The 12,654-nt window shown below is 73.3% G+C and carries 10 protein-coding genes; 8 read left to right on the top strand and 2 right to left on the bottom strand.

The annotated features are described in order from the left end of the window. Positions 1 to 74 precede the first annotated feature (74 nt). The 4 genes from ABT015_RS14400 to ABT015_RS14415 are packed head-to-tail and all read left to right on the top strand — an operon-like array spanning position 75 to position 3,650. Positions 75 to 1,019 (top strand): ABC transporter substrate-binding protein, encoded by a 945-nt coding sequence (locus ABT015_RS14400; protein WP_350879278.1) that lies wholly within the window; start codon positions 75 to 77, stop codon positions 1,017 to 1,019. Next, a complete protein-coding gene (locus ABT015_RS14405; protein ID WP_350879279.1) occupies positions 1,016 to 2,095 on the top strand; it encodes a FecCD family ABC transporter permease in 1,080 nt (359 codons plus the stop codon). Before ABT015_RS14400 ends, ABT015_RS14405 begins: the two co-directional genes overlap by 4 nt. Next, a complete protein-coding gene (locus ABT015_RS14410; protein WP_350879280.1) occupies positions 2,092 to 2,910 on the top strand; it encodes an ABC transporter ATP-binding protein in 819 nt (272 codons plus the stop codon). Before ABT015_RS14405 ends, ABT015_RS14410 begins: the two co-directional genes overlap by 4 nt. Next, on the top strand, positions 2,907 to 3,650 hold the full coding sequence (locus tag ABT015_RS14415) for a (2Fe-2S) ferredoxin domain-containing protein (RefSeq protein WP_350879281.1): 744 nt from the start codon (positions 2,907 to 2,909) through the stop codon (positions 3,648 to 3,650). Before ABT015_RS14410 ends, ABT015_RS14415 begins: the two co-directional genes overlap by 4 nt. A gap of 77 nt (positions 3,651 to 3,727) precedes the next feature. Here the strand turns inward: ABT015_RS14415 and ABT015_RS14420 are convergent, their stop codons facing one another. Beyond that, complete coding sequence (locus tag ABT015_RS14420; RefSeq protein ID WP_350879282.1) at positions 3,728 to 4,453, bottom strand: alpha/beta fold hydrolase; 726 nt, start codon at positions 4,451 to 4,453, stop codon at positions 3,728 to 3,730. 528 nt (positions 4,454 to 4,981) lie between these two features. After that, positions 4,982 to 6,034 carry an ATP-binding cassette domain-containing protein gene (locus ABT015_RS14425; RefSeq protein WP_350879283.1) on the bottom strand — a complete coding sequence of 351 codons (1,053 nt, stop codon included), beginning with the start codon at positions 6,032 to 6,034 and terminating at the stop codon, positions 4,982 to 4,984. A 365-nt stretch (positions 6,035 to 6,399) separates the two neighbouring features. On the opposite strand from ABT015_RS14425, the gene ABT015_RS14430 reads away from it, so the two are divergent. The 4 genes from ABT015_RS14430 (at position 6,400) to ABT015_RS14445 (ending at position 12,591) form a co-directional block, all read left to right on the top strand. Continuing rightward, positions 6,400 to 6,846: a pyridoxamine 5'-phosphate oxidase family protein gene (locus ABT015_RS14430; RefSeq protein ID WP_350879284.1), complete on the top strand. Its 447-nt coding sequence runs from the start codon at positions 6,400 to 6,402 to the stop codon at positions 6,844 to 6,846. A gap of 46 nt (positions 6,847 to 6,892) precedes the next feature. Next, on the top strand, positions 6,893 to 9,979 hold the full coding sequence (locus ABT015_RS14435) for an amino acid adenylation domain-containing protein (protein WP_350879285.1): 3,087 nt from the start codon (positions 6,893 to 6,895) through the stop codon (positions 9,977 to 9,979). After that, a complete protein-coding gene (locus ABT015_RS14440; protein WP_350879286.1) occupies positions 9,976 to 11,214 on the top strand; it encodes a cytochrome P450 in 1,239 nt (412 codons plus the stop codon). Before ABT015_RS14435 ends, ABT015_RS14440 begins: the two co-directional genes overlap by 4 nt. An 87-nt stretch (positions 11,215 to 11,301) precedes the next feature. Next, complete coding sequence (locus ABT015_RS14445; RefSeq protein WP_350879287.1) at positions 11,302 to 12,591, top strand: cytochrome P450; 1,290 nt, start codon at positions 11,302 to 11,304, stop codon at positions 12,589 to 12,591. Positions 12,592 to 12,654 lie beyond the last annotated feature (63 nt).

Raw genomic sequence — 12,654 nt, forward strand, 5'->3', positions numbered from 1 at the left:
GTTCCATATGTTCCGTACGTCCCACAGGTCCGATACGTGTCGGCCGGGCGGTCGCGGCCGTCCTGTTCGTCGGCATGCTCGGAGCCTGCACGGGCGCCCCCGCGCCCGCCACGTCCGGCGGGACGACCGGAACTGCCGCGCCGGTCAGCGTCGACAACTGCGGGACCACCGTCACGGTCGGCGCGCCGCCCGACCGGCTGGTGACGCTCAACCAGGGCGCCACCGAAGTGGCCCTGGCCCTCGGCCTGCAGTCCCGCATGGCCGGTACCGCCTACCTCGACGACTCCGTCCCGGAGAAGTGGAAGGCGGCCTACGACTCCGTCCCGGTGCTCTCCAAGGACTACCCGACGAAGGAGAAGCTCCTCGCGGCCCGTCCCGACTTCCTGTACGCCTCCTACTCCAGCGCGTTCACCGACAAGGTCGCGGGCACCCGGGAGGAACTGCGCGGCCAGGGCATCCCGTCGTACCTGTCCCCGTTCGGCTGCTCGGACAAGAGCCAGGTGGCGCCGACGACCTGGCAGGCGGTGTGGGGCGAACTGAACGACGTCGCCAAGGTCTTCGGTGTCACGGAGCGGGCCACCGCGATCCGGCAGCAGCAGGAGCAGCAGCTGGCCCAGTTGACGGCGACGGCCGCGGGCAAGGACCTGAAGGTCCTGTGGTTCGACTCGGACACCAAGGCGCCGTTCGTCGGCGCCGGCCACGGCGGACCTCAACTCGTGCTCGACGCCGTCGGCGCCCGCAACGTCTTCGCGGACCTGCCCGGTGGCTGGCAGAACGTGAGCTGGGAGAAGGTCGTCGCGGCGGACCCGGACGCCATCGTGCTCGCGGACGCCGGCTGGGACACGGCCCAGTCCAAGATCGACTACTTGGAGAACGACCCGGTGCTGAGCAAGCTCACCGCCGTGCAGCGCAAGGCCTTCGTGGTGGTGCCGTTCTCGGAGTCGACTCCCGGTGTGCTGCTCGCCGACGGCGCCGCCAAGGTGTCCGCGGGACTGGGCCAACTGCACCCGGGTTCATGACCACCGCGCCCCACCCCGTCGCGCGGCGCTCCGGTCAGGGCCGCGCGACGGCGGCCCTGGCCGTCGGTGCGGCCCTGCTCCTGGCCACCGTGCTCCTCGGCCTGGCCGTGGGCTCGCAACACGAACCGGTCCGGACGGTGATCGACGTCGTCCTGCGCCGTCTCGGGCTGGGCGACCCGAACGTCACGCTGCTGGACGACCAGATCGTCTGGCAGCTGCGGCTGCCCCGGGTCCTGGGAGCGGCCGCCACCGGCGCGGGCCTCGCGGTCTGCGGCGCGGTGCTGCAGACGCTGACCGGCAACGACCTGGCCGATCCCTTCCTGCTCGGGATCTCCGACGGAGCCGCCGCCGGCGCGGTCACCGTGATCGTCCTCGGCGTCGGCGTGTCCGGCGCCGTGGGCACCGGCGCGGTCGCGACGGCGGCCTTCGCCGGCGCCCTGCTCGCCGCCGTCGTCGTCCTGGCACTGGCCGGCGCCCGCACCCGATCGCTACCGACCACCCGGACCGTGCTCGCCGGCATCGCGGTGGGACAGATGTGCGGGGCCTACACCTCGTTCGTGGTGATGGTCCTCGGGGACCGCAACGCGGCGCGCGGTGTCATGGAGTGGACGCTGGGCTCGGTCGCCGGCGTGCGGTGGCCCACCGCCGTCTTCCTGACCGCGGTCGCGCTGGCCGGTGTCACGGTCCTGGCCTCCTCGGCCCGCGACCTGGACGCCTTCGCGTTCGGCGAGACCGCCGCCCGCTCCCTCGGCGTCCACGTCGAGCGCACCCGCTGGGTCCTCGTCGCCACCGCCGCCCTGGTGACCGCGTGCCTGGTCGCCCACACCGGCGTCATCGGGTTCCTCGGCCTGGTCGTACCGCATGTCGTCCGGCTCGTCTGCGGCCCGCGCCACGCCCTCCTGCTGCCCGTGTCGGCACTGGTGGGCGCGTCCCTCCTGGTGGGCAGCGACATCGTGGCGCGCTCGGTCCTCCCCGACCGGGAGATCCCCGTCGGCGTCATCACGGCCGGACTCGGAGCGCCCTTCTTCGCCTGGCTGCTGTGGCGCCAGGGGCGGGCCGACGGGAGGGGGCAGTGACGGTGACGCCCCCCGCCGAGCTGCGCGCGCAGGGACTTCGAGTGCGCATCGGCGGAGCCACCCTGCTGGACGCGGTCTCGCTCGCGTTCGCCCCCGGCCGGATCACCGGCCTGCTCGGGCCCAACGGCGCCGGGAAGACCACCTTGCTGCGCGCGGTCGCCGGACTGACCCGGCCGAGCGAGGGACGCGTCCTCCTGGACGGAGAGGATCTCCACGCACTCACGGCCCGCCGACGAGCACGGCAGGTGGCCTTCATGGAGCAGCAGGCGGACACCCGGCTGTCGCTGCCGGTCCGTCAGGTCATCGAGCTCGGACGCACACCGCACCGCAGCCGCTGGCCCGTGCCGGCGAACTCCGCCACCGACGCCCACGAGCGATCCGTGTTCGCCGATGCCGTTGCCGCGGCCGACGTCGGCCACCTGCTCGACCGGTCCTGGCCGACGCTGTCGGGTGGCGAGCGGCAGCGGGTCCAGCTCGCGCGGGCACTGGTGCAGGAGCCCGGCGTGCTCCTGCTCGACGAGCCCACCAACCACCTCGACCTACGCCACCAACTCGGCTTCCTCGACACCGTACGCGGGCTGGGCGTCACCACGGTAGCCGCGCTGCACGACCTCGAACTCGCCGCCGCCTACTGCGACGAGGTCGCCGTCCTGCTCGACGGCCGGCTGGTCGCCCACGGGCCCAGCTCGGACGTGCTCACCTCGCCGACGATCGCGCACGTCTACGGCGTCGACGTCACCGTGGAACGACACCCCCGGCACGACAGACCGCACATCCGGTGGAACGGACTGCTCCCCGAAGGGACAACACCATGACCCTCCCCGTCCCGGGCGCGCTCGCCCGCCGCAGTGCCACGCTCCTGGTCGGCATGTCGATCGGGGAAGCCGTCCGTCGTGACGAACTCCTCCGGACAGCGGCGTCGCACCAGGCCTCGATCGCGTTCCTGCAGCAGGCAGACCCCTCCCTATCGGCCGAGCTGACCAGGCTGGCCAACGCGGGCGCCGAGACCGTGGTCGTGATCGGCGTCCGCCTCGCGGCCTCCGGCCCGGCCCAGTCCTGGCTGCGGCGGATCGCGGCGCACTGGTGGCGCGAGCGCGCGGGCCACCGCCCCGAACTCCTCGTCGCGACCCGCCTCGCCGACGCACCGGACGCGGTCCCCGCGGTGGCCGCGGTGACGAAGGCCATCACCGGCAAGGAGCCCGGCCTCACGTCCGCGGCCTGGGAGGACGTCCCCGGCCACCGGCACCAGGTCCTGGTGTGCCGCGGCCCGCGTTGCGCGGCCAAGGGCGCGGAGGAGGGACTACGCGCCCTGGTGCAGAAACTGACCGAGCACGGCCTCGGCGACGACGACGTGCTCGTCACCCAGACGGGGTGCCAGTTCCCCTGCAACCAGGCCCCCGTCGCCAGCGTGCAGCCGGACGACGTCTGGTACGGGAAGGTCGACCCGGCTGTCGCCGGCCGCATCGTCACCGAGCACCTCGCCGGCGGACGACCGGTCGAGTCCCACCGACTCCCCCGGCACAGGAAGGAGCAGGCGGACCACCACGACGACTGATCGCGACCACGAGGCTCAGGCCTGAGCCCGTACCCCGCTACGCAGACCGAGATCACCTCAGGTCGACGATGTGCTGCTCAGGCGAGCTTGAGGAGCAGTTCACTCAGTTCCCTCGGCATGGTGATCATGCAGTCGTGGCCGGTCAGCAGCTCCCAGACCTGCGCGGCAGAGCCGTTGGGCTGGACCGGGGGGACGGGGCGGCGGGTGATGCCCGGCGGCGTGGGGCCGACGTTGTGGATGTGCGTGCGCGGGATCGCGTCCGCCGCCGGGTTGTCCAGTCGCACGGGTTGCCGAAGGCAGCGCACCGTCTGGTCCGTGAGCGTCTCGCGCAGCCAGGCCACGTCCGCCGGGTCCGTGACGCCGAACAGGCCGAGGGGCGCGGGCAGCTCGGGCACCGGGGGGACGCGCCAGCCGCTCTCGGACTTCTCGGCGAGCTCGATCATCCGCCGCCCCACGGGTTGGACGTCGACCGCGGACTCGCCGTCCTGCGGGACCAGCGCGTCGAGGTAGACGAGGTGTGCGATGCGCTCCGGGATCCGGTTGGCCACGGAGGAGATCACCAGCCCCGCGTAGCTGTGGCCGACGAGGACGACGTCGTCGAGGTCCTGCTCGGCGACCAGCCCGACCACGTCGTCGACGTACGTGTCGAGTCCCACCTCCGGTCCGAGCAGGTGCGCCTTGTCCCCGCAGCCGGTCAGGGACGGCGCGAACACCCGGTGCCCGTACGCCTCCAGCAGCGGCACCACCCGCTCCCAGCAGCGCCCGCTGTGCCAACTACCGTGTATCAGAAGGAATGTGGACATGAGTGAGAGCCCTTTCCTCTTTCGCGCCCCGGTACTGTCCGGACACGAAAGACATGCTGCTGCACCCGACGAGGTACAGGCAACAGGGCACTTCTCGGCGCCGCTGCTCACCCGGCCGGTGGTCACGTACTGCCCCATCGAGGACTACCGGGACGTGCTGCGCTCGGTACGGCCGACGGCACTGCTCTGGCCACCGCGGTTCTACGAGAAGGCCGCCGGTGAACTCATCGCACCGCGGCCGCCGTCGAAGCCCGGGTCTGAGAACTGCGGCGGGACCGCAAGCTCGGCACGGATCGGCCCGGTCCTCGGCACCCCGGCCCCGACGGCGCACCGGATCCTGACGGTGGGCTGTGACGCGTCGGCAACTCACGGACGGTCATTGGACGATGATCGATCGCTACCTGCCGGTCGGCAGGTTCAGCCCGCACCCCGAGCGGCCTCGGGAACGCTCGGGCCGGTGTGCCAGCACCGCCGGCCGGCAATGCCACAACTCGCGCGACCTTCCGGACGTGGTCGCCCGCCCGGTCGCTACTTCTGGCGGGGGCGCCGAAGCCCCCACCGGGAATTCCCCTGGGCGTTCCGTGTCCACCGGCGCCGCCCGGCCCCGGAAGCCGTCCGAGGCGGCTTTCCCGCGTCGTTCTCCTCGGCCGCGTGGCCGGTGAGGAAGAGGAAGACGTCGTCGAGGGTGGGCCTGCGCAGGCCGATGTCATCGATGAGGACGCCCAGCCCGTCCAGCTCGCGGATGACGTCGGCGAGCACCCGGGCGCCCCCGCCCACCGGCACGAGGATCCGCCGGGTGTGCTGCTCCACGCTGAGCGGGCCCCCACCGTACGGGGTGAGCGCCGTGACGGCCGCACCGATCTGCTCGCGGTCGTGGACCACCACCTCCACCCGCTCGCCGCCGGTCCTGGTCTTGAGGTCGTCGGCGGAGCCGCGTGCGATCACCCGGCCGTGGTCGACCACGACGATGTCGTGCGCCAGCCGGTCGGCCTCCTCCAGGTACTGGGTGGTGAGCAGCAGGGTGGTGCCCTCCGTCGCCAGCATCTCGACGACCTCCCACAGCGCCAGCCGGTTGCGCGGGTCCAGACCGGTGGTGGGCTCATCGAGGAACATCACCGGGGGTCGCACCACCAGCGCGGCCGCCAGGTCGAGCCGGCGGCGCATGCCACCGGAGTAGGTCCTGGTCAGCCGGTCGGCCGCCTCGGCGAGGTCGAACCACTCCAGCAGTTCCCGGGCGCGCGCCTTGGCGTCCCTGGTCCGCATCTGGTAGAGCTCGCCGACCATCTGGAGGTTCTCCCGGCCGGTGAGGTACTCGTCGACCGCCGCGTACTGGCCGCAGAGGCCCAGCAGGCTGCGAACCCGGCCGGGGTGCTTGAGCACGTCGACCCCCGCCACGTGGGCGCTGCCCGCGTCGGGCCGCACCAGGGTGGTGAGCACCCGTACCGTGGTGCTCTTGCCGGCGCCGTTGGGGCCGAGCAGGCCCAGCACCGTCCCCTCCGGCACGTCCAGGTCGACCCCGTCCAGGGCCCGTACGTCACCGAAGTCCTTCACCAGGCCCTCGGCCCGGATGGCCGCCCTCATGCGCCCCTCCTTCTCCTGGAACCGGCCGGGAACCACCTGACGGCCGACACTGGCAGGATCCCTCCGGGGCGCCCGTCGTGCTCTTCGGCGGGGCCGCGGAGGCACCGCGGGCGCGGCCGCCGGGATGCGGGCCACCCGGGTGTGGTGGAAACGTGGAGGAGAGAGCCCGGCCCCGGCCCTGCCCTGGCCGCCCAACCGGGTTCCCGAAGGCCGTGCGCACCGGACGAGAAGGACCGAGGACCCGCACAGACCTGCGGCGGTCACACGCCGGCCGCCCGGAGGCCCCCGCCGGCTCACGCTCCCTCGCGCGAATCGATACCGGATGCGTCTCCTGCCGAATCGAGGCGGTACCAGTGGATCTCAGGATGTCGGTCGAAGCCCGGGAGGCGTTCCTCGCCGGCCCGCACGTGGGAATCCTGGGGGTGGACGACACGCGCGACGGCAGCGGCGGACCGCTGCTCGTCCCGCTCTGGTACTCCTACCGGCCCGGCGGGCTGGTGACGATCCAGACCGGGCGGACGACGCTGAAGGCCCGGCTCATCCGCAGCGCGGGACGGTTCAGCCTCTGCGCGCAGGTCGAGTCGGCGCCCTACCGCTACGTCAGTGTGGAGGGGCCGGTGGTGGCCGTCGAGGACCCGCTGCCGCCGGCCGCACGCGAGGAGCTGGCCCGCCGGTATCTGGACGCGGACACGGCGGTGGCGTACCTGGACGCCAACCGGCGGCAGCTGGCCGACGACGTCCTCATCCGCATGAGGCCCGAGAGATGGCGCACCGCCGACTTCGCCGCCTTCGCCAAGGAGTTCGAACCGTAGCGTGCCGCGCACGCGACCCGCGCGCGGCAGAGAGCGTGACATCCCGATGAACACCCGGACAAGGACGCATCAGGCCACGGCCGACCACGCCGCGGCGGTGCCGTATCCACGCGATCGCTGCCTCCACGAGCTGTTCGACGCCCGGGCGGCGCACCGCCCGCAGGCCATCGCCTCCGTGCAGCACGGCCGCAGCATCAGCTACGGCGAACTCAAGCTCCGCTCCGACGCGCTGGCGGCCCGGCTGCACGATTCCGGCGTGCGGTACGGCGACACGGTCGGGGTGTGCGGGGCCCGTTCTCCGGAGGCGCTGGTCGCGTTCCTGGGCATCCTCAAGAGCGGTGCGGCCTACGTCCCGCTCGACGACGCCTCGCCGCCCGCGCGTCTGCAGGCGATGGCGGAGGACGCGGGGGTGCACACCGTCGTCGCGCTGCCCGGCAGCTCCCGCCGCATCCGGCGCGTGCGTTCCCGCATCGACGTGGGCGTCCTGGCCCCGACCGCCCCGGCCCCGGTACCGCGGGCCCGGGCACTCCCCGCGGACTGCGCCTACGTGATGTTCACCTCCGGCTCGACCGGCCGCCCCAAACCCGTGGCGATCCCGCACCGCGGCGTCGTCCGGCTGGCCGCCTCCGACCTGGTGCGGCAGCGGCCGCGGCCCGGTGAGCGGGTGCTGCACGCCTACGGCCTCTCCTCGGACGCCTCCACGATCGAGATCTGGCCCGCGTTGCTCGCCGGCGCCTGCGTCGTGATCGCCGACCAGGAGGAACTGCTGTCGCCGACCGCCCTGGAGTCGCTGCTGCTCTCCGAGCGGGTCGACATCGCGTACCTGACCACCGGGGTGTTCCACCACATCGCGCGCACCAGGCCCTCGGCGCTGCGGTCCCTGCGGTTCGCCTCGGCCGGAGGCGAGGCGATGGACGCGGAGCTGGCCCGCGCGATCCTGGCGGCCTGCCCGGACACCACCGTGGCCAACCTCTACGGCCCGACCGAGAACAGCGTGGTCTCCACCGCACACGCGCTGCACGACCTGCCTCCCGGGGCGACGGCCGTGCCGATCGGCCTCCCCCTGGAGAACTCCACCTGTCACGTGCTGCGCCCGGACGGCACGCTCGCCGACACCGGCGAGGAGGGCGAACTCCTCGTCGGCGGGGACGGGCTCGCACTGGGGTACCTCGGCGACCCCGAGCTGACCGCCGAACGCTTCGTCGACGACCTCGTCGAGCCCGGTACGCGCCTCTACCGCACCGGTGACCGCGTGGTCCGGTACCCGGACGGCGTACTGGAGTACCGGGCCCGGGTGGACCGGCAGATCAAACTGCGCGGGCACCGCATCGAGCCGGACGAGGTGGAGGCGCGGCTGCGCGCGGACGACGCGGTGGGCGAGGCCGTCGTCGAACGGGACGGCGACGCCCTGATCGGGTACGTGACCCCGGCCCGCCCCGGCCAGGCACTGACCCTGGACCGCATCCGCAGCGGTCTCGCCGCCTGGCTGCCCGCACCCGCGGTGCCCGCGCGGCTGGTGGAACTCGCGCGCTTCCCGGTGACGGCCGGGGGCAAGGTCGACCGCCACCGGCTGCGCGGGCTGGCGGCGACCGAGCAGGCGGCCGTCCCGGCGGCCGTGAACGGCACCGAGCCCGGCCCGCAGGACACGGTGGCCCGGGTCTGGCAGGTGGTGCTGGGTGTGCACCCGGCGCCAGGCGACAACTTCTTCGACATCGGCGGCGACTCCCTGCTGGCAGCCGAGGCCGTCACCCGTACGCTGGCCGCCTTCGACCTCGACGCCCGGCACGGCCGCACCCTCGTCCACAGCCTGCTGCGCGCCCCCGCACTGGAGGACTTCACCGCCGCCGTCGCCGCCGTCCAGGGCCCTCCCGACAGGGTGAACGCCGACGCGGCCCCGGTGGACTTCCGCGCCGAGGCACGGCTGGGCTTCACCCTCCCGCAACCGCGCGGGCCGGAGCCGGACTGGCACCACCCCGCCGAGGTGCTGCTCACCGGCGCCTCCGGCTTCGTCGGCGCCTTCCTCCTGGACGCGCTGCTGCGCCGCACCGACGCCCGGGTGTGCTGCCCGGTGCGGAGCCGGGCCCCCGCCCACGCCCGGCAGAAGGTGATGCGCAACCTCGCCCGCTTCGGCCTCGCCACCCCCGAAGCCGCCGACCGCATCGTGTGCCTGCCCGCCGACCTCGCCGAGCCCGGCCTCGGGCTGGAGCCGGGCCGCGCCGACGAACTCGCCGACACCGTCGACCTGGTGATCCACTCGGCCGCGCAGGTCAACTTCATCTATCCGTACGACGCGCTGCGCCGCACCAACGTGGAAGGCACCAGGGAGCTCGTACGACTGGCGGCCGGGCGCCGGGTGCCGGTGCACTTCCTCTCCACCATCGCGGTGCTCGCCGGTTTCGGAACCGCCGGCGTACGGCACGTCGACGAGGACCTGCCGCTCGACCACGCCGACGGACTCACCATGGGCTACGCCGAGAGCAAGTGGGTCGCCGAGGAGGTGCTGCGCGACGCCGCGGACCAGGACCAGGGCCTGCCGGTGGCGGTCTACCGTCCGTACGAGATCACCGGCGACCGGCACACCGGCGCGTGCAACACCGACACCGCGATCTGCTCGCTGTTCAAGACCATCAGCGAGACCGGGCTCGCCCCCGACATCCGGCTGCCGCTGGACTTCGTCCCGGTGGACTTCCTCTCCGACGCCCTGGTGCACATCGCCACCACCCACCGCGCCACCCGCCGGACCTACCACCTGACCAACCCCCGCGCCGCGAGCCTGTGCGACATGCTCGACCGGATGGACAGGGCCGGCCACCGGATCTCCCGGCTCCCCTACGAGGAGTGGGTGGGCGAGCTCGTCCGCCACGTCGCGCAGCACCCCACCAGCCCCACGGCCCCGTTCGTCTCACTGTGCGTGGACCGCTGCAAACAGGCCGACATGTCCGTCAAGGAGATGTACTTCGAGGGCACCTTCCCCACCGTCGGGCGGGCCAACGTCGAGCACGACCTGGCCACCTCGGGCCTGCACTGCCCTCCCGTCGACGCGGAGCTGCTGGACCGCTACCTGGCGTACTTCTACACCACCGGCTACATCGAACGCCCCGGCCGCGGCCACCCGGACGGGAAACCGGCATGAGCGGACAGCCACCCGGTGCGCGGGGGCGCGGCGCCGAGCCGGACGTCCTGGACTTCCCGCTCCCGCCGCCGGGCACCATGGGGCCGCCCGAGGGGTCCGCGCGGCTGCGCGAGAACTGCCCCCTGGCCAGGGTCAGGATGCCGATGGACGCGACCGCCTGGTACGCCACCCGGCACGAGGACGTCCGGATGCTCTTCGCGGACCCCCGGCTGATCAGGCCGACCATCAACGACTGGCCGTCGCGTCCCGGGCAACCCGCGGACGACGGGCCGCGCCTGGTCACGATCGCCGAACTCGACGGCCCCCGCCACGCGGCCCTGCGCCGGGCGCTGGCCGAGCCGTTCAGCTCCCGGGCCGTGCGCGACCACCTGCCGCGCATCGTCGGGCTCGCCGGGCGCCTGCTGCGGGCGTTCGAGGAGAACGGCCCGCCCGGCGACCTCGTCGCCGGCTTCACCGACCCCTTCCCCCTGCTCGTGCTCTGCGACCTGGTGGGCATCCCCTACGAGGACCGGGACCGGTTCCTCCCGGTGCTGGACGCGGCCCTCGGCGGCATGGTGACCTCGCAGGAGGGGCGCCGGGTCACCGACCTGCTGCGCGAGTACGTCGCCGCACTGATCGCCCGGAAGCGGGACCGGCCCGGCGACGACGTCCTGACCCGGCTGGTCCGCCGGTGCGACGACGGCGAGCTGACCCACGACGACGTGCTTGCCTTCGGGCTGTCCATGCTCACCGTCGGCTTCGGCATCAGCAGCTTCTTCCTGGCCGACACCGTGCACACCCTGCTCGACCGGCCGCACCTGTGGGCCCGCCTGCGCGACGACCGGAAGCTGATGCCCGGCGCGGTGGAGGAGTTCCTGCGCTACATGCCGGTGATGAACGGCACCGTGATCCTCCTGGCGACCGAGGACATCGAACTGCACGGGCGGACGATCCGCGCGGGCGACGCCGTCATCCCCGTACCGGCCTGCGCCAACCGCGACGAGCGGGTCTTCGCCGACGCCGACCGGCTCGACCTGGACCGGGCCGGCGCGATCACGGGCCGCCGGGGCCACCTCGCCTTCGGGCGGGGGGCCCACAACTGCCTCGGCGCCCACCTGGCCCGCGCCGAACTGACCGCGGGAGTCGAGGCACTGCTCGACCGCTTCCCGCGGCTGCGCCTCGCCGCAGGACAGGAACCCGCCTGGGACGACGAATCCGTGACCAAGTCACCGCTGACCCTCCCGGTCGACTGGTGAGACCCACCATGCCACCTCGCACCCGACCACCTCCTACGCGACCGCCTCGTGCCCGACCACCTCGTACGCGACCAGGGAGCACCGCCAGTGAGCAGCACACCGCCGCGACCCGCCGTCGACCCGCCTGTGATCGACCTGCCACTCCCGCCCCCGGGCACCATGGGCCCGCCCGCGCAGTACGGGTGGCTGCGCCGGGAGTGCCCGCTCGCGAAGGTCCGGCTGCCGATCGGCGCCACCGCCTGGTACGCCACCCGCTACGAGGACGTCCGGGACCTGATCGCGGACCCCCGGCTGATCCGGCCGACCATCAACGACTGGCCGCCCCGGCCCGACCGGGCCGCCGCCGACGAGCCGGGCCTGATCACGATGATGGAACTGAACGGACCCCGCCACGCGGCCCTGCGCCGTGCTCTGGCCGAACCGTTCAGCGTCCGTTCCGTCCGGCGCCGGCTGCCGTGCCTGCGCCGGTCGGCCGACGGGCTGCTGGACGACTTCACGGCCGCCGGGCAGCCCGGCGACCTGGTCGGCGGCTTCCTGGAGCCCTTCCCGCTGCTGGCCATGTGCGAGCTGGTGGGCATCCCCTACGAGGACCGCGAGTACTTCCTGCCCAGGGCGGACGCCGCCCTCGGGGCGATGGTCACCCTGGACGAGGGCCGCGAGGTCACCTCCGAACTGCGCGAGTACATCGCGTCCCTGCTCGACCGCAAGCGGCGCGAGCCCGCCGACGACGTCCTCACCGAGCTGGTCCACGCGTGCGGGCGCGGCACCCTGGACGGGGAGAGCGTGGTGAACTTCGGGCTCTCGATGCTGGTCGCCGGCTACCGCACGAGCACCATGTTCCTGGCCGACGCCGTGGTGGCCCTGCTGACCCCGCCCGACCACTACGCCCGGCTCCGCGACGACCGCGGCCTCCTGCCCGGCGCGGTGGAGGAGCTCCTGCGGTACATACCGGTCATGAACGGCGTCGTGGTCCTCCAGGCCGTCGAGGACATCGAGTTGCACGGCCGCAGGATCCGCGCGGGCGACGCCGTTCTGCCCGTCCTCGCCTCGGCCAACCGCGACGAGCGGGTGTTCCCCGACGCCGACCGGCTCGACCTGTGCCGAGCGGAGAACCCGCACCTCGCCTTCGGCCGGGGCGCGCACAACTGCATCGGCGCGCACCTGGCCCGGGCCCAGATGGCCGTGGGGCTGGAAGCCCTGCTCGACCGCTTCCCGCGGCTGCGCCTCGCCGAAGGACAGGAACCCACCTGGGACGACGAATCGCCGAGCAAGTCACCGCTGACCCTCCCCGTCAGCCGGCACGTCACCACCGTTGCCGCTCACGGGGTCAGCGGCCCATCGGAACGACCGCGAAGCCACCGACCCCCGCCACCGTGAGGCACCGCCGAGGTGCAGAGGACACCGCACAAGGGAGGACACCACACAAGGGAGGACACCGCG

The organism is Kitasatospora sp. NPDC094016, assembly GCF_040304045.1.
Lineage (GTDB): Bacteria > Actinomycetota > Actinomycetes > Streptomycetales > Streptomycetaceae > Kitasatospora.